General features: G+C 75.2%; 22 protein-coding genes. 8 read left to right on the forward strand and 14 right to left on the reverse strand.

Annotated elements, in window-relative coordinates; all coding sequences use genetic code 11:
- The 4 genes from KSNIM_RS09555 to KSNIM_RS09570 all read right to left on the reverse strand — a co-directional run.
- On the reverse strand, positions 1 to 2,316 hold a 2,316-nt coding region (locus tag KSNIM_RS09555; protein ID WP_263102794.1), incomplete at its 3' end, for an ATP-binding protein.
- Positions 2,317 to 2,377: 61 nt separating this feature from the next.
- Positions 2,378 to 3,175 carry an MHYT domain-containing protein gene (locus KSNIM_RS09560; RefSeq protein WP_263102795.1) on the reverse strand — a complete coding sequence of 266 codons (798 nt, stop codon included), beginning with the start codon at positions 3,173 to 3,175 and terminating at the stop codon, positions 2,378 to 2,380.
- 600 nt (positions 3,176 to 3,775) lie between these two features.
- Positions 3,776 to 5,122, reverse strand: a complete 1,347-nt coding sequence (locus KSNIM_RS09565; RefSeq protein ID WP_263102796.1) for a cytochrome P450 — start codon at positions 5,120 to 5,122, stop codon at positions 3,776 to 3,778.
- Positions 5,123 to 5,237: 115 nt separating this feature from the next.
- Positions 5,238 to 6,305 (reverse strand): RNA ligase (ATP), encoded by a 1,068-nt coding sequence (locus KSNIM_RS09570; RefSeq protein ID WP_263102797.1) that lies wholly within the window; start codon positions 6,303 to 6,305, stop codon positions 5,238 to 5,240.
- Between the two features lie 223 nt (positions 6,306 to 6,528).
- Between KSNIM_RS09570 and modA the strand changes: the two genes are divergently transcribed.
- The 3 genes from modA to KSNIM_RS09585 are packed head-to-tail and all read left to right on the forward strand — an operon-like array spanning position 6,529 to position 9,258.
- The gene (modA, locus tag KSNIM_RS09575; RefSeq protein ID WP_263102798.1) at positions 6,529 to 7,356 is read left to right on the forward strand and encodes a molybdate ABC transporter substrate-binding protein; all 828 of its coding nucleotides are present in this window, start codon (positions 6,529 to 6,531) and stop codon (positions 7,354 to 7,356) included.
- Positions 7,353 to 8,177 carry a molybdate ABC transporter permease subunit gene (gene modB / locus KSNIM_RS09580; RefSeq protein WP_411543685.1) on the forward strand — a complete coding sequence of 275 codons (825 nt, stop codon included), beginning with the start codon at positions 7,353 to 7,355 and terminating at the stop codon, positions 8,175 to 8,177. Before modA ends, modB begins: the two co-directional genes overlap by 4 nt.
- Before the next feature lie 19 nt (positions 8,178 to 8,196).
- Positions 8,197 to 9,258: an ABC transporter ATP-binding protein gene (locus KSNIM_RS09585; RefSeq protein WP_263102799.1), complete on the forward strand. Its 1,062-nt coding sequence runs from the start codon at positions 8,197 to 8,199 to the stop codon at positions 9,256 to 9,258.
- A 2-nt stretch (positions 9,259 to 9,260) separates the two neighbouring features.
- On the opposite strand, the gene KSNIM_RS09590 is transcribed toward KSNIM_RS09585, so the two are convergent.
- From KSNIM_RS09590 to KSNIM_RS09600, 3 genes are all read right to left on the reverse strand, one after another.
- Positions 9,261 to 10,082, reverse strand: coding sequence for a hypothetical protein (locus tag KSNIM_RS09590; RefSeq protein WP_263102800.1), 822 nt, complete (start codon positions 10,080 to 10,082; stop codon positions 9,261 to 9,263).
- 132 nt (positions 10,083 to 10,214) lie between these two features.
- Complete coding sequence (locus KSNIM_RS09595) at positions 10,215 to 10,862, reverse strand: response regulator transcription factor (protein WP_263102801.1); 648 nt, start codon at positions 10,860 to 10,862, stop codon at positions 10,215 to 10,217.
- Positions 10,859 to 12,025: a sensor histidine kinase gene (locus tag KSNIM_RS09600; RefSeq protein WP_263102802.1), complete on the reverse strand. Its 1,167-nt coding sequence runs from the start codon at positions 12,023 to 12,025 to the stop codon at positions 10,859 to 10,861. The genes KSNIM_RS09595 and KSNIM_RS09600 overlap by 4 nt, the downstream gene beginning before the upstream one ends.
- Positions 12,026 to 12,155: 130 nt before the next feature.
- Between KSNIM_RS09600 and KSNIM_RS09605 the strand changes: the two genes are divergently transcribed.
- The 3 genes from KSNIM_RS09605 to KSNIM_RS09615 all read left to right on the forward strand — a co-directional run bounded on the left by KSNIM_RS09605 (position 12,156) and on the right by KSNIM_RS09615 (position 15,000).
- Positions 12,156 to 13,064 carry an ABC transporter ATP-binding protein gene (locus KSNIM_RS09605; protein ID WP_263102803.1) on the forward strand — a complete coding sequence of 303 codons (909 nt, stop codon included), beginning with the start codon at positions 12,156 to 12,158 and terminating at the stop codon, positions 13,062 to 13,064.
- Positions 13,061 to 13,798, forward strand: coding sequence for a hypothetical protein (locus KSNIM_RS09610; protein WP_263102804.1), 738 nt, complete (start codon positions 13,061 to 13,063; stop codon positions 13,796 to 13,798). Before KSNIM_RS09605 ends, KSNIM_RS09610 begins: the two co-directional genes overlap by 4 nt.
- Positions 13,799 to 13,995: 197 nt before the next feature.
- Positions 13,996 to 15,000, forward strand: coding sequence for a DMT family transporter (locus KSNIM_RS09615; protein ID WP_263102805.1), 1,005 nt, complete (start codon positions 13,996 to 13,998; stop codon positions 14,998 to 15,000).
- On the opposite strand, the gene KSNIM_RS39410 is transcribed toward KSNIM_RS09615, so the two are convergent.
- The 4 genes from KSNIM_RS39410 to KSNIM_RS09635 all read right to left on the reverse strand — a co-directional run bounded on the left by KSNIM_RS39410 (position 14,900) and on the right by KSNIM_RS09635 (position 17,925).
- Complete coding sequence (locus KSNIM_RS39410) at positions 14,900 to 15,364, reverse strand: methyltransferase domain-containing protein (RefSeq protein WP_411543852.1); 465 nt, start codon at positions 15,362 to 15,364, stop codon at positions 14,900 to 14,902. The two genes, KSNIM_RS09615 and KSNIM_RS39410, sit on opposite strands and share 101 nt — an antisense overlap.
- Positions 15,365 to 15,687: 323 nt before the next feature.
- Positions 15,688 to 16,398 carry an aminoacyl-tRNA hydrolase gene (locus KSNIM_RS09625; protein WP_263102806.1) on the reverse strand — a complete coding sequence of 237 codons (711 nt, stop codon included), beginning with the start codon at positions 16,396 to 16,398 and terminating at the stop codon, positions 15,688 to 15,690.
- Positions 16,399 to 16,428: 30 nt separating this feature from the next.
- Entirely contained in the window at positions 16,429 to 17,349 is a 921-nt protein-coding gene (locus tag KSNIM_RS09630) for a hypothetical protein (protein ID WP_263102807.1), read from the reverse strand.
- A gap of 102 nt (positions 17,350 to 17,451) precedes the next feature.
- Complete coding sequence (locus KSNIM_RS09635; RefSeq protein WP_263102808.1) at positions 17,452 to 17,925, reverse strand: hypothetical protein; 474 nt, start codon at positions 17,923 to 17,925, stop codon at positions 17,452 to 17,454.
- Between the two features lie 98 nt (positions 17,926 to 18,023).
- On the opposite strand from KSNIM_RS09635, the gene KSNIM_RS09640 reads away from it, so the two are divergent.
- The gene (locus KSNIM_RS09640; RefSeq protein ID WP_263102809.1) at positions 18,024 to 18,395 is read left to right on the forward strand and encodes a YbjQ family protein; all 372 of its coding nucleotides are present in this window, start codon (positions 18,024 to 18,026) and stop codon (positions 18,393 to 18,395) included.
- A 93-nt stretch (positions 18,396 to 18,488) separates the two neighbouring features.
- A complete protein-coding gene (locus KSNIM_RS09645; protein ID WP_263102810.1) occupies positions 18,489 to 19,628 on the forward strand; it encodes an NAD(P)/FAD-dependent oxidoreductase in 1,140 nt (379 codons plus the stop codon).
- Here the strand turns inward: KSNIM_RS09645 and paaE are convergent.
- From paaE to paaC, 3 genes are read right to left on the reverse strand one after another with little or no spacing between them, the layout of a single operon-like run.
- Positions 19,606 to 20,673 (reverse strand): 1,2-phenylacetyl-CoA epoxidase subunit PaaE, encoded by a 1,068-nt coding sequence (gene paaE, locus KSNIM_RS09650; RefSeq protein WP_263102811.1) that lies wholly within the window; start codon positions 20,671 to 20,673, stop codon positions 19,606 to 19,608. The two genes, KSNIM_RS09645 and paaE, sit on opposite strands and share 23 nt — an antisense overlap.
- On the reverse strand, positions 20,674 to 21,156 hold the full coding sequence (paaD, locus tag KSNIM_RS09655) for a 1,2-phenylacetyl-CoA epoxidase subunit PaaD (protein WP_263102812.1): 483 nt from the start codon (positions 21,154 to 21,156) through the stop codon (positions 20,674 to 20,676).
- The gene (paaC, locus tag KSNIM_RS09660) at positions 21,150 to 22,031 is read right to left on the reverse strand and encodes a 1,2-phenylacetyl-CoA epoxidase subunit PaaC (protein ID WP_263102813.1); all 882 of its coding nucleotides are present in this window, start codon (positions 22,029 to 22,031) and stop codon (positions 21,150 to 21,152) included. Before paaC ends, paaD begins: the two co-directional genes overlap by 7 nt.
- Positions 22,032 to 22,036: the final 5 nt, after the last annotated feature.

Raw genomic sequence — 22,036 nt, forward strand, 5'->3', positions numbered from 1 at the left:
GCCCACTGCGGGCCGGGTGCCGTCGGCGCGGAACGGCGTCGGCCGCAGGACGCCCGGGTCGTCCCCGAGGGCGCCGAAGGGCGCGGCCGTCGGCAGCGGGCGGACGGCCGGCGGTGCCTGCCGCTCGGGCAAGGGCGCGGCCGCCGGGGCGGGGGCGGGTGCCGGCGTCTCCGGTCGCGCATCGACGGCCGGCTCCGCGGGGGCGGCCGCCTCCACCTCCGGAGCCGGTTCCACGTCGGCCGGCGCCGCGGTCTCCAGCAGGGCGGTCGGCAGCAGCACCACCGCGGTGGTGCCGCCGTACGCGGAGGGCCGCAGTGCCACCCTGACGCCGTGCCGGCGGGCGAGGCGGCTGACCACGAACAGGCCGAGCCGGTCGCTGTCGAAGAGGTCGACCTGCTCGGCGGCCTCGATCCGCCGGTTGGCGTCGGCGAGGGCCTCCGGGCCCATGCCGAGCCCGCGGTCCTCGATCTCCACGGCGTAGCCGTTGCCGACCTGCTCACCGCGGATGTGCACCTTGGTGTGCGGCGGTGAGAAGCCGGTGGCGTTCTCGACGAGTTCGGCGACCAGGTGGGTGAGGTCGGCCACGGCCTGCCCGGAGACCGCCGCGTACGGCAGCCGGTGCACCTCGACCCGGGCGTACTCCTCGACCTCGGCGACGGCGGCCCGTACCACGTCCATCAGCGGGACGGGCTTGCGCCAGGCCCGGCCGGGGGCGGCCCCGGAGAGGATGATCAGACCCTCGGCGTGCCGGCGCATCCGGGTGGTGAGGTGGTCCAGACGGAAGAGGTCGGCCAGCTCGGCCGGGTCCTCGGTGCGGCGCTCCATCGCGTCCAGCAGGGTGAGCTGGCGGTGCACCAGCACCTGGCTGCGCCGGGCGAGGTTGACGAAGACGCCGGAGACGCCGGACAGCACCTCGGCACGCTCCACCGCCGCGGTGACCGCGGCCCGCTGCACCCGTCCGAGGGCACCGTGCACCTGGCCGATCTCGTCACCGCCGTGCGGCGTCAGTGGCGCCTCGGCGGCGATGTCGATCTCCTCGCCGGCACGCAGCCGCCGCATGGTGGCGGGCAGGGTCCGGCCGGCGAGTTCGAGGGCCGAATTGCGCAGCCGGACGAGTTCGGTGACCAGGCCGCGGCCGATCTGGACGGAGATCAGCAGCGAGGCGAGCACGGCGGCGAGACCGAGCAGCACGGCGAGCCCGGCCGGGGTGAACAGGCCGAGCGCGTACGGGTCGGAGCGTTCGGCGGCGGCACTGCCGGCGGCCCGCTCGACGGCGGCCAGGCCGCGGGCGGTGGTGTCGGCGAGGTCGGCCCAGCGGTCGGCGGGGGCGGCCTGCAGGGCGGCCCGGCCGTCGGGGGCGTCCCGGACGGCGTCCTCGAGGCGGGCGAGTTCGCGGTAGTCCGCGCCGCCAGTGACGGCCTGCAGGGCGGAGCGGTCGGCGGGGCGCAAGTCCCGGGAGGCGGTCTGCTCGAAGAGCCGCCGGGCGTAGACGGCGGCGCCGAAGTCGCGGTGCTGGGGCTCCTCGAGGCGGCCGGCGGCCTGGCCGGCCCGCAGCAGGGCGTCCTCCCGCGCGAGCAGTTCGCGGGCGCGGGCGAACTCCAGGAGCACCCGGGCGTCGGAGGCGACCCGGTGGTCCTGCAGGGCGGTGACCGAGCCGGTGACCTCCAGGGCGCGGTCGACCGCGGCCGTGTAGGCGGCGTACGTCTCGGGCCAGCCGGCCTGGTGCTGGAGGACCTTGGCGCGCAGCGCGGGCAGCGCGGCGACGGCGGCGGTGAGTTCGTCGACCCGGCCGGCGGTCTCGTCGCCGAGACCCTCGGCGTCGGCCCGGTTGTAGCCGTCGGCGAGGTGCAGCGGGGCGGCGGCCCGGTCGGTTGCGGCGGCGGCCTCGCGCAGCGCGTTCTCCCGGCCGGGCGGGCCGCCGGCGAGCAGCTGACCGGCGGCGGTGCGTTCGGCCTGCAGGCCGGTGACGGTGGCGGCGACCGGGTCGAGCACCGTCCGCCCGACGGCCTTGAGGTGCAGGGTGTCCCAGACGCCGCGGGCGGTGGTGACGGTGGCGAACGACCACAGGGCCAGGACGGAGACGACCGGCACCATCAGCAGGGCGACGATCCTGGCACGGACGGTCCGGGGCCGCAGCCGCAGCCCGCCGCGCGGCGGGGGCGCGGACGGTACGGGGTGGCCGGTGGCGTCGGCGGTCTCCTCGCGGGCCTGCGGGCCGCGGTGGCGGCCGGCGGGTCCGGTGCGGCCGGGGCTGCGTCCGGCGGGGCTCGGTCCGGCGGCCGGTGCGCTGCGCGGGATGCCGCGGCGAACTCGCATGGCGGGCTGGTCCTTTCGAGCGGTGAAGTCAGGGGCGCCCGTACGCCTTGGAAGACGACTGCTAGGCCGCGCGGTCGAGGTCGGCGGCGCCGAGGTCCTCGATGGCGAGTTCGCCGGCCTCGCGGTAGGCGGCGCGCTCCTGGGCGGTGGGGGACAGTGCGACGAACGCGGAGGTGAGGAAGAGGAAGGAGCCGAGGCCGACCGCCAACGGGAAGACGAACTGCATCGGGGTGGCGCCGCCGAGGTCGGTCCGGGCCGGGTCCAGGTGGACGTGGACGGCGGCCATGCCGGTGTAGTGCATGCAGCTGACCGCGACGCCCATGATCAGGGCGGCGCCGCCGGCGGCCACCAGGGTGCGGATGGCGACGGCCGCCCAGAGGGCCGCGGTGGCGGCGCCCACGGCGATGGCGACGGACAGCACGACGGTGGCCGGGGTGTACTCGACCGTGCCGTGCAGCCGCAGCGCGGCCATGCCGAGGTAGTGCATGGCGGCGACGCCGACGCCGGTGGTGAGGCCACCGAGCAGGATGCTGCGGTTGCGGTGCCGGCCGTAGCCGACGGTGAAGACGCCGATGCCGACGACCACCACGGCGACGAGCAGGCTGAGCACGGTCAGCGGGACGTCGTAGCGCAGCTCGGTGCCCTCGACGGTGAAGCCGAACATCGCGACGAAGTGCATGGTCCAGATCCCGGAGCCGATCGCGGCGGCGGCGGTGAGCAGCCAGTTGCGGCGGGACGGCCCGGTCGCGGACAGCGCCCGGAGGGTGCACCGCAGCCCGAGCGCGGCACCGACGCAGGCCATCAGGTACGACAGGGCCGGGGTCGGCCAGCCGAAGCTGACGTGGTTCATGGTTCCCATCAGGGCCTCCGAAGGACGTGACCGGACGGTCGGTCATATGCCGCTCGCATGTGCGAAGGGCTTCTCGGATGCGGAGGACGCTACCCAGCGTCCGCAAATGGTCACCGGAAGATGTGAAAAGCTGCCCGCCGAGACCGTCGGTTGTGCTCGAATGGGCGGGCTCCGTGTGCCGCAATCGCTGATGAGCTGTTATGCCCGGTTGTGGACAGGGCTCGTGCGCCGCCCTTCTGCCCGCGCACCGGCGCGGTCGTGGTCACGCCTCGACGGCCCGCACGACGCGCCCCACCCGTTGCGCCGGGGGCACCCCCTCCCCACGGTCGCGTCGACCGTGGTGGCCCTCCCAGCCCACCACCTTCACCGTCAGCCACACCCCCTGCACCGTCAAATAGCGTCTGACACCTCAGGGAAGCGCGCGGCCAGGGGCGCGTGGGGGCACCTCCCGGCCGCAGGCTGGGGGAGGACCGCGCAATTCGGATGCGGGCCACCGAACAGATCACGGCTTGACCCCGTCTGTCCGGACACCCACCCCCACACCGCGCAGTTCCCCGTGCCCCTGGCGGCACACCCCTCAGGCCGGGACGACCCATCAGGGGCGCGTCCTTACCTCCGGGTCAGCCGTACCCGGACCGGGCCGCGGGCCTCCAGGGTGATGGCCTGGCCGAGCGGGACCGCGGCGTCCACCGTCTCCACCTCGAACTCCCGCAGGACGGAGGCGAGCGCCAGCACCGACTCCAGCATCGAGAAGTGCTGGCCGATGCAGGCCCGCGGCCCGCCGCCGAACGGGAACCAGGCGTAGCGGTGCCGGCCCGCCTCCCGCTCCGGGGTGAACCGCTCCGGGTCGAACCGCTCGGGCTCCTCCCAGTGGCCGGGGTGGCGGTGCGTCACGTACGGGGAGACCAGGACGTCCGCGCCGGCGGGGATCCGCACTCCGCCGATCTCGCTGTCCGCCACCGCGCGTCGCCCGATCACCGCGGCGGCCGGGTACAGCCGCATGGCCTCCTTCAGCACGGCCGTGGTGTACGGCAGGTCCGCGAGGTCGTCGGCCTGCGGCGGCCGGTCGCCGAGCACGGTGAGCGCCTCCTCGCGGGCGCGCTTCTGCTCCGCCGGGTTCTTGCCGAGCAGGTGCAGCGCGAAGGCGAGCGAGGTGGCGGTGGTCTCGTGGCCGGCAAGCAGGAAGATCAGGACCTGGTCGCGGAGTTCGGACGGGTCGAGCCGTTCGCCGTCCTCGCCGCGGGCGGCGGCCAGCAGTCCGAGCAGGTCGTCGGAGTCCTGTCCGGCGCGGCGGGCGATGATGGCGTCGCAGACGGCGTACAGCTCGCGCTCGGCGGCCTGGGCCTCGCGGTTGCCGGGGGTGGGCCACTGCCGGGGGATGCGGACGGGGGCGAAGCCGCGGTCGCGGACGTACGCGCCGAGCACCGGGAAGGAGCGGCGGACGGCGCCGATCGCCTCCTCGACGTCGGTGCCGAACAGGATCCGGGCGACGGCCCTCAGCGCGAACCGGGACATCTCCTCGGCCGCGTCGACCACGCCGTCGGGCACGGCCGCCCAGCGCTCGATCAGGGCGGCGGACTCCAGGGCGACGGCGTCCGCATAGGTGTCGACCCGCCGCTTGGTGAACAGCGGCTGGACGAGCCGGCGCTGGCGCTGGTAGTCGGCGTCCTGGGCGGTGAGGAGGCCGTTGCCGAGGCTGAGCCGGACCTCCTCGTACAGGGTGTTGTCCTTGCGGAAGTCCGCGGCGCGGGTGGCCAGCACCTGCTGGGCGCCCTCCGGCGAGAACACCATGTAGAACTCGACGCGCAGGCCCGGCGGGCCCGCGGTGAAGCGGACCACGTCGCCGTGCTCGCGGTGCGCGGCGAGGTAGGCGGCGAGCGGGTCGCGGGTCAGGTCGAGCATCGAGCCGATCAGCGGCAGCCCCGTCGGGCCGGGTGTCCGGGTGGTGGCCTGCACAGTCTCCCCCTCGGGTTGGATCTCTCCTGAGCCCAAACTAACTGAGTGGTCGTCAGGAGAGTAGGGCGTGTGTGCGGACCGTCCCTGACGGTCCGCACACACGCCCGACCCGGGGTCACTCGTACTCGGTGCCGCCCTTGCGGGTGAGGTAGGCGCCGCCGACCGCCTTGGCGATGGCCCGGCCGCCGGTGACGGGGCTGTGGCGCTCGGTCTGCGTCCGGACGACCACGCCCTCGCGGATGTGCAGTTCCTTGCCGGAGAGGGTCTCCCTGCCCTCGGCGAGCTCCAGGACCACGGCCTGGTCGTAGGGGCCGCGCCACAGCTCGGGCACCACCGGCAGCTCGCCGCCGAGCATCTCGGCGGCGTCCAGCCAGCGCAGCTGCCCGTCGACGACGGCCGACACGTCGAACACCGCGTAGCCGGGCAGCTCGGTGCGGCCGGAGGCACCGTAGGTGAGGTCCTGCACGCCGGCGCCGAAGACCTCGCCGAAGACGCCGACCCGGCTGGCGCCGATCCGCTCGGCGAGGGCGGCCGCCACCTCGGGGACGCCGTGCGCCCGTACAGCCCGCCAGTACAGGTTGCCGCCGTCCTCCTTGAGGGCCAGGCCCTGGGCGCCGATGCCCTTGGAGGAGACCTGCACCTCGCCCGACTCGGCGTGGTAGGTGACCAGGCAGCAGCTGCCGTGCACCTTCTCGGTGACGACGACGGGCTCGCCCGGCTCGAAGACGGTCGGGAAGCGCTTGAGGTTCTCGATGTCCACCCAGGGCAGCAGGTCGGGGGCGGCCTCGACGTCGCCGTTCATGTGGGTGGGGATCGGCGGTCGCCACTTGGTGATGCCGAGGCGCTCCGCGAAGTCCTCGCCGCTCTCGGCGGCCGCGGCCAGGTCGACGTCCGCCAGCTCGCGCGGGCGGCAGACGATGCCCTGCGACAGCTCGCCGCGCAGCCGGACGGCCTTGACCCGGTCGGCGCCGGAGCCGGCGAGCCGCCCGGTCAGCCCGAGCTCCTCGATCAGCGCGGCCGGCAGCACGGCCTGCTCGGGGATGTACACGGCGGTCTCGCCGGTGCGGTACGCGCCCTTGGCGACCACCGCCCGGTAGAGGCCGATCTGCGCCAGCTCCAGGGCGTCGGCGTTCGGGTGCTCCAGGATGGTCAGGTGTTCCGCGGTGACGCGCAGTGTGGACATCGGTGTCCCTCCCCGTTCGATACGACGGGGACCACTCTGGCGGCGGCTCGGCGGCGGGGCCAGGGATTTTCGGCCGGGGGCATCGCACATGCGAGAGCAGTGGCGTCCGCATGCTGGCCTGTGCGATGAAACAGGGGACGTGGGGCCCGCATCTACGACAGTATGATCGCCGTTGTCACCGCACCTCCGCGCCTCCCAGCGGCGCGGCAGAAGGGGAACCCCCATGAGCACCCCAGGACGCCGTTCCGCCGTCGCCGCCCTTGCCGCAATCGCCCTCGCCGCCGGTCTCACCGCCTGCGGCAGCAGCGGCACCCCGAGCGGCAACGCCGCGCCGGCGTCCTCCGCCGCCCCCGCCGGGGCCCCGTCCTCGGCCGCCAAGGTCTCCGGCAGCCTGACCGTCTTCGCCGCCGCCTCGCTGAAGGAGACGTTTACCGCGCTCGGCAAGACGTTCGAGGCCGCCCACCCCGGTGTGAAGGTCACCTTCAACTTCGGCGGCAGCTCGGCGCTCGCCCGGAGCATCGTCTCCGGCGCCCCCGCGGACGTCTTCGCCGCCGCCAGCCCGGCCACCATGAAGACCGTCACCGACGCCGAGGCGGCCGAGGGTGAGCCCGCGGTCTTCGTGAAGAACACCCTGGAGATCGCCGTCCCCAAGGGCAACCCGAAGCACATCACCGGCCTCAAGGACCTCTCCGGCGTCAAGGTCGCGCTGTGCGCCAAGGAGGTGCCCTGCGGCGCCGCCGCCGTGAAGGCCCTGCAGGCGGGCGGGGTGAACATCACCCCCGTCACCCTGGAGCAGGACGTCAAGGGCGCCCTCACCAAGGTCGAGCTCGGCGAGGTCGACGCCTCGCTCGTGTACAGGACCGATGTGAACGCGGATGCTGCGAAGATCGACGGTGTGGAGTTCCCCGAGGCCGCCAAGGCCGTGAACGACTACCCGATCGCCGCGCTGGCCAAGGCGCCCAACGCCCCGGCCGCCGTCGCCTTCGTCGCGTACATCCGGTCCGCCGAGGCCGCCCAGGCCCTCACCGCCGCGGGCTTCCAGGCCCCGTGACGCCCGTTCCAGCCTCGACCCGCCGCCGCGCCCGGCGCGGCGGCGGGCGGGTGCCGTACGCCCTGCTCCTGCCGGCCCTGCTGGGCCTGGCCTTCCTCGTCCTGCCGCTGGTCGGACTGCTGGTGCGCGCGCCGTGGAGCGCGCTGCCCGAGCAGCTCTCCAGCCCCGAGGTGTGGCAGGCGCTCAGACTCTCGCTGATCTGCGCAACGGCGGCCACGGGGGTGTCGCTGGTGCTCGGAGTGCCGCTGGCCTGGCTGCTCGCCCGCACCGAGCTGCCCGGCCGGCGGCTGGTGCGGGCCCTGGTCACCCTGCCCCTGGTGCTGCCGCCGGTGGTCGGCGGCGTCGCACTGCTGCTCGTCCTCGGCCGCAACGGCATCGTCGGCCGCTGGCTGGACTCGGCCTTCGGCCTCACCCTGCCGTTCACCACCCCCGGCGTGGTGCTCGCCGAGGCCTTCGTCGCGATGCCCTTCCTGGTGATCAGCGTGGAGGGCGCGCTGCGCGCCGCCGATCCCCGCTACGAGGAGGCCGCCGCCACCCTGGGCGCCTCCCGGCTCACCGCCTTCCGCCGGGTCACCCTGCCGCTGATCGCCCCCGGCATCGGGGCGGGCGCGGTGCTCGCCTGGGCGCGGGCGCTCGGCGAGTTCGGCGCCACGATCACCTTCGCCGGCAACTTCCCGGGCCGCACCCAGACCATGCCGCTCGCCGTCTACCTGGCGATGGAGTCCGAGCCGGAGGCGGCGATCGCGCTCAGCCTCGTCCTGCTCGCGGTCTCGATCGCCGTCCTCGCGGGCCTGCGGGAACGCTGGATGTCGACGCCGTGACCCACCCCCGGAGCTCCCGATGACCCCGCCCGCCCTGGACGCCCGGCTGCGGGTCGACCGTGCCGCGTTCTCGCTCGACCTCGCGCTCACCGCCGCCCCCGGCGAGGTGCTCGCCCTGCTCGGGCCGAACGGCGCCGGCAAGTCCACCGCGCTGCGGGCGCTCGCCGGGCTGCTGCCGCTCACCGACGGCCGGCTCGCCCTGGACGGCACGGTGCTGGAGGACCCGGCGGCCGGCCTGCACACCCCCGCCGAGGAGCGCCCGGTCGGCGTGGTCTTCCAGGACTACCTGCTCTTCCCGCACCTCGGCGCGCTCGACAACATCGCCTTCGGTCTGCGCTGCCGGGGCCTGCGCAAGGCCGCCGCCCGGGAGGCCGCCCGGCCCTGGCTGGAGCGGATGGGCCTCGCCGGGCACGCGGCCAGCCGGCCGCGCAGTCTCTCCGGCGGCCAGGCGCAGCGGGTGGCGCTGGCCCGGGCGCTCGCCGTCCGGCCGCGGCTGCTGCTGCTCGACGAGCCGCTCGCCGCCCTGGACGCCCGGACGCGGCTCGACGTCCGGGCGCAACTGCGGCGGCACCTCGCCGAGTTCGAGGCGGTCGCGGTGCTCGTCACGCACGACCCGCTGGACGCCATGGTGCTCGCCGACCGGCTGGTGGTGATCGAGGACGGCCGCGAGGTGCAGTCCGGCACGCCCGCCGAGATCGCCCGGCACCCGCGCACCGACTACATCGCCCGCCTGGTCGGCCTCAACCTGTACCGGGGCACCGCCGACGGGCACACCGTCACCCTGCCGGACGGCACGGCCCTCGCCACCACCGAGCGGCTCACCGGCCCTGCCTTCGTGGCCTTCCCCCCGGACGCCGTCACCCTGCACCGCGGACGCCCCGACTCCAGCGCCCGCAACGCCTGGCCGCTCACCGTCGCCGGTCTCGACCTGCACGGCGACCGGATCCGGGTCGACCTGACCGGCCCGCTGCCGCTCGCCGCCGACCTCACGCACGGCGCCGCCGCCGAACTCGACCTGGCCCCCGGCCGGGAGGTCTGGGCCACCGTCAAGGCCGCCCAGACCCACGCCTACCCGGCCTGAGGTCAGGCCTTCTTCACCTTCTTCTCGAAGACGGAGAAGTCCACGACCTGGTCGGCCGCCGGCTCCTGCACGGTGAACGGCTTGTCGAACTCGCTGAAGTCGAAGGCGGCGGGCTCCGACCCCTGGGTCTGCTCCATCCGGATCAGGTACGGCTTGCCCTCGGTGGCGACGTGGAGGGTGAGGTTCTCGCCGTCCCCGGTGGTGACGGTCAGGCCGAAGGTCTTCACACCGTTGGTGGTGCCGGCGCTGCCCTTGGCGATCTTCTCCTTGCCCTTGTCGCTGTCGTCGGCGAACAGGCCCTTGATCAGGTTGCACATCATGGCGGCCTCCGCCAGCTCCGCCCGGGTGTCGCCGCCGGTGATGAAGCGGCCCTTGAAGAGTTCGGCGGCGATCGCGGCGTCCTGCGCGGTGGCGCCCGGCTCCTTCGCGACGGCCTTCTTCCAGGTGGTCTCGTCCGCCCTCAGCCAGGTCTTGCTGCCCGAGTGGCGGAGCTCGAACTGGCCCACCTCGGGGGACGCGACGGTGCCGCTGCAGTTCCCCTGCTTGTCGGAGGTCAGGTGGACGGCCAGCTTGCTGCCGTCCATGGTGAGTTCGCCGTCGACCTTCACCGAGGCGAGGGCCGCCATGGCCGCGTGCGCCTGCTCGGAGATCTGGTCCGCGGTCAGGGTGTCCACGGCCAGCGTGGGGACGGGGCTGGCGGACGGCCTGGCCGACGCGGGCGCGGACGCGGCTGCCGGGCCGCCCTTGTCGCCGTTGCACGCCGTGGCACCGGTGGCCAGCAGGGCGCACAGGACGGACGCGGCGACGGAACGCTTGGAAAGCATGGGGATCCCTCTTCGACGGAACACGAGCGGGAATCAGTATGGGACCGGGGGGTGACACGCCATTCGCCGGGGCCGCCCGTTTGACCAGCCCTTTCCAACCGCGGTGGCACGGCGTCGTGTACCGGCGGAGCTTCAGGCCGGGCGGACGAAGCCCGATTCGTACGCGGTGACCACGGCCTGGGTGCGGTCACGGGCGCCGAGCTTGCCGAGGACGGCGCTGACGTGGGTCTTGACGGTCTGCACGCCGAGCACCAGCTCTTCGGCGATCTCCGCGTTGGACAGGCCGCGGGCCATCAGCCGCAGCACCTCGGCCTCGCGGGCCGTCAGCGCCGCGCGGGCCAGGGCATGGGCGGCCCCGGTGTCGCCGCGGCCGGCCGCCAGTCGGCGGACGGCGGCGGGGAGGAGCAGCGAATCGCCGGCCTCGGCCAGCCGGACGGCGTGCACGATCTCGGCCGGGCGGGCCCGCTTGAGCAGGAATCCGGCGGCGCCGGCCCGCAGCGCCTCGTGCACGTAGTCGTCGTTCTCGAAGGTGGTGAGGACGAGGATCCGCGGTGGGTCCTCGGTGTCGCGGAGGATCGCGCGGGTGGCGGTGAGGCCGTCCACCTCGGGCATCCGGACGTCCATCAGGACGACGTGCGGCCGCAGCGAGCGCACCAGGCCGAGCGCCTCGGCGCCGTCCGCCGCCTCCCCGACGACGCGCAGGTCGCCCTGGGCCTCCAGGACGGCCCGCAGGCCCGTCCGGACGAGTTCCTCGTCGTCCACCAGCAGGATGTCGATCATTCGGCCAACCGTATCGGCAGACTGACGGACAGCACCCAGTCGCCGTCGATGCGGCCGGCCTCGGCCTCGCCGCCGAGCAGCACGGCCCGCTCCCGGACACCGCGCAGCCCCCGGCCGCCCCGGGCGGCCCTCCCGCCGCGCGGCGGACCGGCCGGCAGCGCGGTGGCGCAGCGCAGGCCGAGCCGGCCGGCGTCGATCGCGGCGCGGACCCGGATCGGCGTGCCGGGCGCGTGCTTGAGGGCGTTGGTGACGCCCTCCTGGACGATCCGGTAGGCCTCGCGGGAGACCACGCCGGGCAGTCTGGCGGCGAGCGCCGGGTCGACCGACGCCTCGACGGGACTGCCGGCGGCCCGGGCGGCCTCGAACAGCGTGGGCACCCGGTCGAGTCCGGGCCGCTCGGCGGCTGCGCCGTCCGGGGTCTCGCGGAGCAGGACGAGCATCCGCTCCAGGTCCTCCATGGCCTGCCGGCCGGTGGTCTCGATCGCCTCCAGGGCCTTCTCCCGAAAGGCCGGGTCGGTGACCTCGCGGGCGGCTCCGGCCTGCAGCACGGTGACGGTGAGCGCGTGGCCGATCGAGTCGTGCAGCTCCCGGGCGAGCCGGTTGCGTTCCAGCAGGCGTTCGGCGCGCAGCTCCGCGGCGGCCAGCCGGTCCGCCGCCGATGGGCCCAGCAGCCTTACGGCCAGGGCAAGTTGGAGCCTTCCGGCGAGCACGATCAGCCAGAGCAGGGCGAGGCAGAACGGCGGGAGCAGCAGCGGCCCCCAGGGCGGGGCGGTCAGCAGGTCGACGGCGAGCATCAGCCCGCGGACGGTGACCAGCCCGGCCACGAAGCCGAGACCCACCCGGGCGACCAGCCACCCGGCCGTCCGGCCGCGGTCGCTCCAGCTCGCCGACGGGGAGGCCCCGATGGACTCCGCCCGGCCGGGTGCCAGCAGCAGCCCGGCGAGCACCCCCTCGGCCCGCCGGGTGGCGGGCAGCAGCGCCGCCAGACCCAGCAGGGCGGTGTCCAGGCCTGCGCTCACCGCCACCGCCCACCAGAGCGGCCGGCCGGACTCGGTACCGGGATACACCAGCAGCACGGCGGTGACGAACACCGTGCCGGTCAGCAGGTGCAGCCAGCGCGCATAGGTGGCGGCCTGCAGCAGCGGGGCGAGGAACGGGGGCACGACGGCCATCCTCCCAGGTGGGCGCCGTGCACGGCCTCCCTCCCGGGAGGGAGGCGGTCCACTCCCGGGCGGGATGTCCCGGCGGCCCGGGCCCGGTTGGCTGGAGGCATCGACCAGGGGAGGTACGACGGTGATCGAGGTCAGGAACCTGACCAAGCGGTACGGCGCGACCACGGCCGTGGCCGGGCTGGACTTCCGGGTGGAGCCGGGCCGGGTGACGGGCTTCCTCGGCCCGAACGGGGCCGGGAAGTCCACCACGCTGCGGATGGTGCTCGGCCTGGACCGGCCGACCGCGGGCGAGGCGCTGGTGCACGGCCGCCCGTACGCCGCACTGGAGGCGCCGCTGCGCAGGGTGGGCGCCCTGCTGGACGCCCACGCGGTGCACGGCGGCCGGACGGCCCGCGGCCACCTGCGCTGGCTCGCGGCGAGCAACGGCCTGCCACGGCGCCGGATCGAGGAGGTGCTGGAGCAGGTCGGGCTGGCCGAGGCCGCCGACCGCCGCATCAGGGGCTTCTCGCTCGGCATGCGGCAGCGGCTCGGGGTCGCCGCCGCGCTGCTCGGCGACCCGCCGGTGCTGCTGCTGGACGAGCCGGTGAACGGCCTCGACCCGGAGGGCATCCGGTGGATCCGCACCCTGCTGCGCGGCCTCGCCGGTGAGGGCCGGGCGGTGCTGGTCTCCTCCCACCTGATGGCCGAGATGGCGCTCACCGCGGACCACCTGGTGGTGGTCGGCCGGGGCCGGCTGCTGGCCGACCTGTCCACCGAGGCCTTCCTGGCGCAGCACGGGCGGGCGAGGGTCCGGGTGCGCGCCGTCGACCCGCTGAAGCTGGCCGACCTGCTGCGGACCTCGGGCACGGCGGCCCGACCGGTGGAGGGCGGCGCCTGGGAGGTCTCCGGCGCCGCCCCGGAGGAGATCGGCGCGCTGGCCGCCCGGCACGGTGTCGCCTTGTACGAACTGTCGTTGCTGCAGGACTCGTTGGAGGAGGCTTTCATGAGGATGACCGCGGACGCGGTGGAGTACCGGGCGGTGGCGGCATGAGCGCGGCGCTCGCCCTGCGCGCGGAGTGGGCCAAGTTCACCACGCTGCGCTCCCAGTGGATCACCCCGCTGCTCGCGGTGCTGCTCACCACCGGCATCACCGCCGCCGTTCAGGCCGCGTACGGCCGCGTCGACACCTCGCTGGAGGACGACCCGGCCGGCGGCATCTACTACGGCCTGCTGTTCGGCCACGTCGCGGTCGTCTGCAGCGGCGTCCTGCTGGTCGGCCAGGAGTACGCCTCCGGCACGGTTCGCGCCTCGCTGGCGGCCGTCCCGCGGCGCGGCCGGTTCTACGCCGGAAAGCTGCTGCTCGGCACCGGGGTCGGACTGGTCGTCGGGCTCCTCTCGGTGGCCGGCACGCACCTGGCGACCGCCGCGACCGTGGGCCTCGACCTCGGGCAGCCCGGTGCGGGGCGCAGCGTCGTCGCCGGTGTGCTGTACCACCCGCTGCTGCTGGTGATCTGCCTCGGCGCCACCGCGATGCTGCGCAACCTCACCGCCGCGATGGGACTGCTGACGCCCGCGGTCTTCCTCGGCACGACCTTCCTCACCGCGCTGCCCGGGGTCCGCGAGGCGGCGTACTTCCTGCCGGACCGGGCCGGCCTGTACGCGATGAACTACCGCGCCGACCCGGCCGTTCCCTACGGGCACTGGACGGGTCTGCTGGTGATGGCGCTCTGGGCGGCGGCGGCCGCGTGGGGCGGGCTGGTCTCGCTGCAGCGGCACGACGCCTGACCACGGCGGGCCCGCGGCGGGGACGGCCGGGCCGGCGGGTAGGGTGACCGCCATGCATCTGGCTGTTCTGCCGCCTCCCGCCGCCTGAGCGGGCGGCGAGGCCACGGAAGACCGTGACTCCGGGGTGAGGCCCCGGGGCGGTCGGCGCTGCCCGCGGACGGGACCACGCGACCGACCTCTTCTGTGGGAGAACATCCATGTCCACCCCCTCCGCCCTGCCCGTCGGCCGGGGCCTGCTCTACATCACCTTCTCCGCGACGGCCTGGGGCACCGCCGGTGCCGCCGCCGCCCTGCTGTACGACGGCAGCGGGCTCGGCCCGCTCGCCCTCACGTTCTGGCGGTCGGTCGGCGGCGTCGTCCTGCTGCTGGCCGTCCGGGCCGGCACCGGGCGCCGGCGCGGTGACCGGCGGCGTCCGGCGGGTGCGGTGCTGCCGCTGCGCCGCCGGGTCGTCCGGATCGCGGTCAACGGCCTCGGGCTGACGGTCTTCCAGGCGGCGTACTTCGTCGCCGTCCAGCAGACCGGCCTGGCCGTGGCCACCGTGGTGACCCTCGGGTCGGCACCGGTGCTCGTCGCGGTCGGCGCCCGGCTGACCATGGGTGAGCGCCTCGGCGGCGCGGGCGTCGTGGCCGTGTCCGGCGCGCTGGCCGGCCTGGCCGTCCTCGTCCTCGGGGACGGCGGCAGCGGCGAGGTCCGGCCCGCCGGGGTGCTCTGGGCGCTGGTGTCGGCGTCCGGGTACGGCTGCATCACCCTGTACACCCGCCGGCTCGGCCGGGCCGGCGAGACGCAGAGCCCGTCGGCGACCACGCTCCGGTCGTTCGCGGTGTGCGCGGTCTGCCTGCTGCCGTTCGCCCTCGCCGAGGGGGTGCTGCCGCAGTCCGCGGGTCTCGGCCGGACGGTGCTGCTGCTGGTCTACCTGGCCTCGGTGCCGACGGCGCTCGCGTACGCGCTGTACTTCGCGGGCGCGGCGGTCGTCCGGGCCACCACGGCCTCGGTGATCGCCCTGATCGAGCCGGTGAGCGCGACGGGGATCGCCGTCCTGCTGCTCGGCGAGCACCTGACGGCGGCGACCGTCGCCGGAACGGCCGTCCTGCTCGCCTCCGTCACCGGCCTCGCCGTCGCCGAGGCGCGCCCGCTCGGCCGGACGGCCGCAGCCGGGACGGTCGCGGAGGACCGGCAGCCCTCCGGCGCAGCCGCGAGGTAGAAGCCGTACGCCCCCGGCGGCTCTCCCCCACACAGGGTCGTCGGGGGCCAGCCGCGTTCGAGGGCCGGCAGGCGGTAGCGGGGCTGCGGACGGGGGGTTCCCGGGTGGGGAGGGCGGCGAGGTCCCGGCAGAGCGCGGCAGCGCGGTCCGGGCCTTCGGCGGTGGCCCGGGGATGCGACCGGCCTCGATGACCCGTCGCCAGTCCGTGCACCACGCCGCCGGGCCGCAGCACCCGGGCGGCCTCGGCGAGCACCGGTTCGGCGTCCGGCAGCAGGTGGAGCAGCCGGACCAGGACGACGGCGTCCGCCCGGCCGGGTGCGAGCGGAAGCCGGGCGGCGTCGCCCCGCACCACGTGGCCCGGCATCCGGTCGGCGGCGACGGCGGCCACGCCACGCGGAACGGTCGACGCCGAGCACGGCCCGGCCGGGACGGCGCAGCCGGGCGGTGACGATACCGGTGCCGCAGGCGACGTCCAGCAGCAGACCGGCGCGGCCGGCAGCAGCCGTTCGACCGCCGCCGCCGCGGCCTCGGCGCGCTCCTCGCCACCGCGGGTCGCGCCGAGGTCACGGCCGCGCCGTCGTACTCGAGCACGGCCGGGCACAGCGTGTCTTCAAAGGAGTACGGGTGCCTCGTAGGGGGCCCGTGGGGCACCTGAACCGACCACTGGGCACCCTTCGAAGACGACTCCTACCGCAGGGCCGGGTGGTCGGCGACGACGGTGCAGCTGCCGGGGGCGATCTCGGTGAATCCGGCGTCCCGGACGAGCGGCAGGCCGCTCTCGGTGAGCGCGGTCCACGCCTCGGGGGCGGCGGTGCGGACGGCGAGGGCGAAGCCGCTCTCGGCCCACTCCTTTCTGCGGGTGTCGTCCAGCCGCCACCAGGCGAGCTGGGCGGCGTGGCCGGTCTGCGCCATGGTCTTGCCGGCGCTCATCTCCAGGGCGGGGTTGAGCCACAGCACCGGCCGTCCCTCGGCCGGGGCGGCGGGCGCGCCGGGGTCGTCCAGGTCGGTGCCGGAGACCTGCAGTTTGGCGAGCTCCTTGGGCCAGCCGTCCAGCGGGACGGGCGGGAAGACCCGGACCTCGGCGGTGGCGCCGGTGACGGTGATGCCGGGAAGTTCGCCGGCTTTGCGCCACTCGCCGCCGCGGGCCCGCCGGACGACCTTGCGGATCCGGGCGTCCTCCCAGGCGGCGACCCGCTCGGCCCACTCGCCGTCCCCGTCGGTGACCCGCGGATCGGCGAGCAGGGTCAGCACCGCACGCGCGGAGGTCTCCAGCGCGTCGGTGCGGGCGGGCGGGTCGGCCCGCTCGATCCGGACGACCAGGGGCAGCACGTACTGCTCCTTGCTGTCACGGTCGACGGGCTCGTCGGGGGTGCTCGGGGCAACGAAGGGAGAGCTCACCCCACCAGGATGCCAGCAGCCGCTGCGGCGTCAGCGCCGGTATCCGCGCTGGGGGTCGCGCTCCTCGGCGTCCTCGTAGCCGAGGAACCAGCCCTCGGGGTGGGTGGCGGCCAGCAGCTGGTCGATCCGGTCGGCGGTGTCCAGGTCCGGGTCGCCCTCGTCGGGCCCGTAGACGCCGAAGAGTTCGTCGGCGCAACCGTCCCAGTCGTAGTCGTAGAGGTCGGCGGGCAGGTCGCCCATCATGTCGGCGACCGACTCGGGCTGGGCACCGAGCAGGCTGCGGGCGTCGGCGAGGGCCATCCGCAGCGCCACCTCCTCGGCGAGGCAGCGGGGCAGCGGCCACTCGCCGAGCGAGAGGTCCTCGGCGAGGTCGTCGAAGGTGCGGGCGAGGGCCCGGCGCCAGGTGCGGTGCATCGACCAGGTGCGGCGGGGCAGCCGGGCGTACACCGTCCAGTCGGGCTCGTCGCCCTCGGTGACGGGCTCGTCCTCGTGCTCCTCCAGGTCGTCGTAGGCGGCGTCGGCGAGGCCGATCAGCTGGGTGTGGAGCAGGCAGGCCGTCCGGGGGGTCAGCGTCCAGTCGCCGCCCTCGCCGTCCTCCCCGTCCAGCGGGAAGAGCTCGGCGAAGTCGGGGGCGAAGTCGTCGGTGACGCTGATCTCCAGGGTGCCGCCGAGCGCCTCGATGCCGGGGACGGCGGCCACCAGCCGGTCCGGGTGGAGCAGCACGCCGAGCGCCGCGTTCGGGTCGTCGGCGACCTCCCGGAGCAGTTCGCTGCGCTGCCCGACGGGGTCGGCCCCGTCGAAGTCCAACTCGTCGACGGCCGCCAGCGCGGCGGCGCGCAGTGCCGGCCAGTCGGTGATGCGGATCCCGAGCACCACCGTCGCCTCGATCTCCTGCGCGCCGGAGTCCTCCGCCGCGCCCGGCCCCTGCGGATGATCGCTTCGCTCGCCCATGCGCCTACAGTACGGCCAGGGCGGCCCGGGAATCACCGGTGTCCGCCACCTTCTTCCGTGTGGTGGGCGGCGCGCGCCGGGGCGCCGCCCGGGCGGTCGCTGTCAGGGGCACCGGTCGTCCTCGGAGGCGTCGAGCACGACCTGCACGGCGGAGGCCTCGACGGTGACGGTGGCCCTGCTGCGCCAGCCGTCGAAGGACTTGGTGAGGGCGTAGGAGGTCCACGAGCCGCCGCCGGTGGTGGTCTCGTGCCGCCAGCCGGTCTCCGCGGCGAGGTCGCGGAGCCGCTGCGGGGTGAGTTCCGCGCGCGGGCCGGTGTAGTCGGCCACCAGTTCGGGCGGCATCCGGCCGTGCGGGGTGTCCCGGCAGGGCCACGTCTGCGGGGCGGCGGTGCTGCCGAGGGCCGCGGCGAGCGCGTCGAGCAGGGGGTCCTCGGCGAGCCGGGCGAGCCGGGCGTCGGCGGTGCGCGAGGGGTACTCGTCGGCGCCGGGCCGCAGCAGCCAGGCCACCGTGCCGCCGACCACCACGACGATCACCAGCAGCCCGAGGCCGATGCCCCGCAGGACGGCCGTCAGCACGGTGGGGTTCCCATGGCGGGGGACCCTATCGGACGAGGATCGGGCGCCCACCGGCGAGCCGGGCCGGCTTCCCACGGCCCGTCACCGATGGTGGGGGCATGGGAAACATCGACGAGTACGGCGGCGGGCAGCGCCCGGACGCCGAGGTGCTGGTGGTGACCACCAACGACGTGCCGGGGCACCGGGTCGAGCACGTCATCGGCGAGGTGTTCGGCCTGACGGTGCGCAGCCGGCACATCGGCTCGCAGATCGGCGCGGGGCTGAAGTCGCTGGTCGGCGGTGAGCTGCGCGGCCTGACGAAGACTCTGGTGGAGAGCCGCAACCAGGCGATGGACCGGCTGATCGAGCAGACGAAGGCCCGCGGCGGCAACGCGGTGCTGATGTTCCGCTTCGACGTCAGTGAGGCCGCCGACGTCGGCACCGAGGTCTGCGCCTACGGCACCGCCGCCCGCATCGTCCCCCTCGGCTGACACTCCCCCGGCCCGGCCCGCCTCCCGCCCGGAGGGGCCGGGCCGCCGGCTCGCCCGGCGGAACATGTGCGGCTCCAGCAATGTTCCATGGGCATGACCGTTGAAGGCGAAACGACCTGGGGCGTGCCGCGCGAGGTGGACGTCGTGGTGATCGGCGCCGGGCAGGCCGGCCTGTCCGCCGCCTACCACCTGCGGCGGCGCGGATTCGAGCCGTACCGCGGCTTCGTGGTGCTGGACGCGGACGCGGCCCCCGGCGGCGCCTGGGCGCACCGCTCCCCCTCGCTGCGGATGGCCACCGTCCACGGCTTCCACGACCTGCCGGACTTCGAGCTGCCCGCCGTCGACCCGCAGGCCCCGGCGAACACCGTCGTGCCGGGCTACTTCGCCGCGTACGAGGCGAAGCACGCGCTGCCGGTGCTGCGGCCGGTGCGGGTCCGGGCGGTCCGGTCGCTGCCGGACGGCCGGCTGCGGGTGGAGACGGACCGCGGCGACTGGACGGCACGGGCGCTCGTGAACGCCACCGGCACCTGGACCAGGCCCTTCCTGCCGCACTACCCGGGCCGGTTCGAGGGCCGGCAACTGCACTACGCGGACTACCGCGGGCCGGAGGAGTTCGCCGGGCAGCGCGTGCTGGTGGTCGGCGGCGGCGCCTCGGCGATCCAGGTGCTGTCGGAGGTCGGCGCGGTGGCGGACACGGTCTGGGTCACCCGCCGGCCACCGGTCTACCGGGACGGCCCCTTCACCGCCGAGTCCGGACGGGCCGCGGTGGCGCTGGTGGAGCAGCGGGTCCGGGAGGGGCTGCCGGTGCGGAGCGTGGTGAGCGTGACCGGGCTCGGCCCGTCGGTGGCGTACCGGCGGGCCGAGGAACTGGGTGTGCTGGAGCGCCGGCCGATGTTCGACCGGCTGACCGCGCACGGCGCGGTCTGGGACGGCGTCGAGGAGCAGGTGGACGCGATCGTCTGGGCGACCGGTTTCCGGCCCGAGGTGACGCACCTGGCTCCGCTGGGCCTGCGCGGGCCGGGCGGCGGCATCCGGATGGAGGGCACCCGCGCCGCCGCCGACCCACGGATCCACCTGGTCGGCTACGGCCCCTCGGCCAGCACCGTCGGCGCCAACCGAGCCGGCCGCACGGCGGTCAATGCCATCGTCAGGCTGCTCGGGGACCGCTACACAGGGGCACGGGAGGTAGCCACCCAGGGGCGCGGGGAACTTACCGGTCGAAGTCGATGGTGACCTTGTCGGTGACCGGGCGGGCCTGGCAGGTGAGGACGTAGCCGGCCGCGACCTCCTTCTCCTCCAGTGCGAAGTTGCGCCGCATCTCGACCTCGCCCTCGCAGACCAGCGCGCGGCAGGTGCCGCAGACGCCGCCCTTGCAGGCGAACGGCAGGTCGGGGCGGGAGCGCTGGGCACCGTCCAGCACCGAGCGGTCGCGGGGCAGTGCGAGCACGCTGGACCGGCCGTCGAGGACGACGGTGACCTCGCTGAGGTCGCCGGAGACGGGCTGCTCCTCGCCGCGCTCGTACTCGGGCTCGTCCTCGGCGTGGAAGAGCTCCTGGTGGACGCGGTCGGCGGGCACGCCGAGCTCGCCGAGCAGGTGCTTGGCGCCGACGACCATGCCGTAGGGGCCGCAGAGCCACCAGTGGTCCACCTCGGAGGCGTCGAGGAGGGCGCCGATCAGGGCCTTCATCCGGTCCGGGTCGAGCCGGCCGCTGAGCAGTTCGGCGTCGCGGCTCTCCCGGGAGAGCACGTGGACGAGCTGGAAGCGGTCGAGGTGGCGGTCCTTCAGGTCGGCGAGTTCGTCGGAGAACATCACGGTGTCGCTGCGGCGGTTGCCGTAGAGCAGGGTGACCCGGGAGCCGGGGTGGGCGTCGAGCACCGAGCCGGCGATGGAGAGCATCGGGGTGATGCCGGAGCCTGCGGCGATCAGCACGTGTTCGGCGGGCTCGCCGAGTTCGGGGGTGAACAGGCCGGTCGGGGGCATCACCTCGACCGGTTCGCCGATCCGGGCGTCCCGGACCAGCCAGCGGGAGAAGAGTCCGCCCGGTACCTCGCGTACGGCGATCCGCAGGGACCCGCCGACCGGTGAGCAGAGCGAGTACGAGCGGCGCTCGTCGGCGCCGTCGACGATCCGGCGCAGGGTGAGCGTCTGGCCGGGCCGGAAGGCGAAGTCCTCGGCGAGGGCGTCCGGCACCTCGAAGGTGACGGCGACGGCGTCCTCGCAGAGCGGTTCCAGTGCCGCGATGCGCAGCTCGTGGAAGGTCGGGCGGCGGACGGCCATCTAGATCTCCTTGATCCGGTCGAACGGCTCGCGGCAGCTGCGGCAGCGCCACAACGCCTTGCAGGCGGTGGAGCCGAAGCGGGAGAGCTCCTCGGTGTCGGTGGAGCCGCACTGCGGGCAGGACACCACCCGGCGGGTCGGGCCGAGCTGGAGCAGTCCGCCGGCGGTGGGCGGGGCGATGCCCGCCTCGGCGAGCTTGCGGCGGCCCTCGGCACTGATCAGGTCGGTGGACCACGGCGGGTCGAGCCGCAGCCGTACGGTGACGTCGGTGTAGCCGGCGGCGCGCAGCCGGGCGTCGACGTCGGCGGCCATCTCGGCGACGGCCGGGCAGCCCGAGTAGGTGGGGGTGAGCCAGGCGGTGACGGCGCCGCCGCTCTCCTCGACGCCGGCGAGCACGCCGAGGTCGGCGAGGGTGAGCATGGGCAGCTCGGGGTCGGTGACGGCGGCGGCCGCCTCCCAGGCGCGGGTGGTCGTGGTCACCATGTCGCCCCCGGGTGGGCGCGGGCGACGACCTGCAGCTCGGCGAGCAGCGGGCCGAGGGCCTCGGTGTGCACGCCGTCGCGGCCGGCCCGGCCGCCGACGTACGCCAGCGGGGCGGCGTCCGGCACGGTCAGGGTGGCCTCCGCGATGTCGTCGGAGAGCAGCGCCAGCACCGGTTCGCGCAGGGCGGCCGGGTCGGTGCCGAGCCGCAGCTCGACGGGGTGCGGGGTGAAGAGTTCGTCGAGCAGCGGCCAGACGGCGTCGAGGCCGGCCTGCATCCGCTCGTGCGAGTACGGGGTGCCGTCGCCGAGGCGCAGCAGCCATTCCTGCGCCCATTCGCGGTGGTAGGCGAGCTCCTTGACGCCGGCGGCGGCGACCGCGGCGAGCACCGGGTCGGCGTGCTGGACGAGCCGCTGGTACAGGGCCTGCCGGGCGGTGGCGAAGGCCAGGATCCGGGCGACGGTGTGTGCGAAGTCGCCGTTGGGCGCCTCGACCAGCCGGACGTTGCGGAACTCGTGGTCCTCGCGCCAGTAGGCGAAGTCGTCCTCGGTGCGGCCGGAGCCGTCGGCCTGGCCGGCCCGGGTGAGCAGCCGGCGGGCCTGGCCGAGCAGGTCGAGGCCGAGGTTGGCGAGGGCGACCTCCTCCTCCAGCTCGGGCGCCCGGGTGCACCACTCGATGAGCCGCTGGGAGAGCACCAGGGCGTCGTCGCCGAGCATCTGGCAGTACGCGGCGAGGTCGGCGCCCTCGACGCCGTCCGGCAGCGCGGTGTCGACGCCCAGCAGCGGGTCGGCGAAGCCGGTGCCGTACGCCCAGCGGGCCTCGCCCTCGGGCTCGGGCCCGGCCTCGCTGAGCGTCAGGTACACGTGGTCGTCGGTCATGTCGG

Source organism: Kitasatospora sp. DSM 101779 (assembly GCF_025655475.1).
GTDB lineage: Bacteria > Actinomycetota > Actinomycetes > Streptomycetales > Streptomycetaceae > Kitasatospora.

What these genes read in the sequence shown, in the direction of transcription:
- KSNIM_RS09560 (WP_263102795.1), bottom strand. Translation starts at nt 3,175, where the DNA reads ATGGGAACCATGAACCACGTCAGCTTCGGCTGGCCGACCCCGGCCCTG.
- KSNIM_RS09570 (WP_263102797.1), bottom strand. Translation starts at nt 6,305, where the DNA reads ATGTCCACACTGCGCGTCACCGCGGAACACCTGACCATCCTGGAGCAC.
- modA (WP_263102798.1), top strand. Translation starts at nt 6,529, where the DNA reads ATGAGCACCCCAGGACGCCGTTCCGCCGTCGCCGCCCTTGCCGCAATC.
- KSNIM_RS09585 (WP_263102799.1), top strand. Translation starts at nt 8,197, where the DNA reads ATGACCCCGCCCGCCCTGGACGCCCGGCTGCGGGTCGACCGTGCCGCG.
- KSNIM_RS09590 (WP_263102800.1), bottom strand. Translation starts at nt 10,082, where the DNA reads ATGCTTTCCAAGCGTTCCGTCGCCGCGTCCGTCCTGTGCGCCCTGCTG.
- KSNIM_RS09595 (WP_263102801.1), bottom strand. Translation starts at nt 10,862, where the DNA reads ATGATCGACATCCTGCTGGTGGACGACGAGGAACTCGTCCGGACGGGC.
- KSNIM_RS09610 (WP_263102804.1), top strand. Translation starts at nt 13,061, where the DNA reads ATGAGCGCGGCGCTCGCCCTGCGCGCGGAGTGGGCCAAGTTCACCACG.
- KSNIM_RS09615 (WP_263102805.1), top strand. Translation starts at nt 13,996, where the DNA reads ATGTCCACCCCCTCCGCCCTGCCCGTCGGCCGGGGCCTGCTCTACATC.
- KSNIM_RS39410 (WP_411543852.1), bottom strand. Translation starts at nt 15,364, where the DNA reads ATGCCGGGCCACGTGGTGCGGGGCGACGCCGCCCGGCTTCCGCTCGCA.
- KSNIM_RS09630 (WP_263102807.1), bottom strand. Translation starts at nt 17,349, where the DNA reads ATGGGCGAGCGAAGCGATCATCCGCAGGGGCCGGGCGCGGCGGAGGAC.
- KSNIM_RS09640 (WP_263102809.1), top strand. Translation starts at nt 18,024, where the DNA reads ATGGGAAACATCGACGAGTACGGCGGCGGGCAGCGCCCGGACGCCGAG.
- KSNIM_RS09645 (WP_263102810.1), top strand. Translation starts at nt 18,489, where the DNA reads ATGACCGTTGAAGGCGAAACGACCTGGGGCGTGCCGCGCGAGGTGGAC.
- paaE (WP_263102811.1), bottom strand. Translation starts at nt 20,673, where the DNA reads ATGGCCGTCCGCCGCCCGACCTTCCACGAGCTGCGCATCGCGGCACTG.
- paaD (WP_263102812.1), bottom strand. Translation starts at nt 21,156, where the DNA reads ATGGTGACCACGACCACCCGCGCCTGGGAGGCGGCCGCCGCCGTCACC.
- paaC (WP_263102813.1), bottom strand. Translation starts at nt 22,031, where the DNA reads ATGACCGACGACCACGTGTACCTGACGCTCAGCGAGGCCGGGCCCGAG.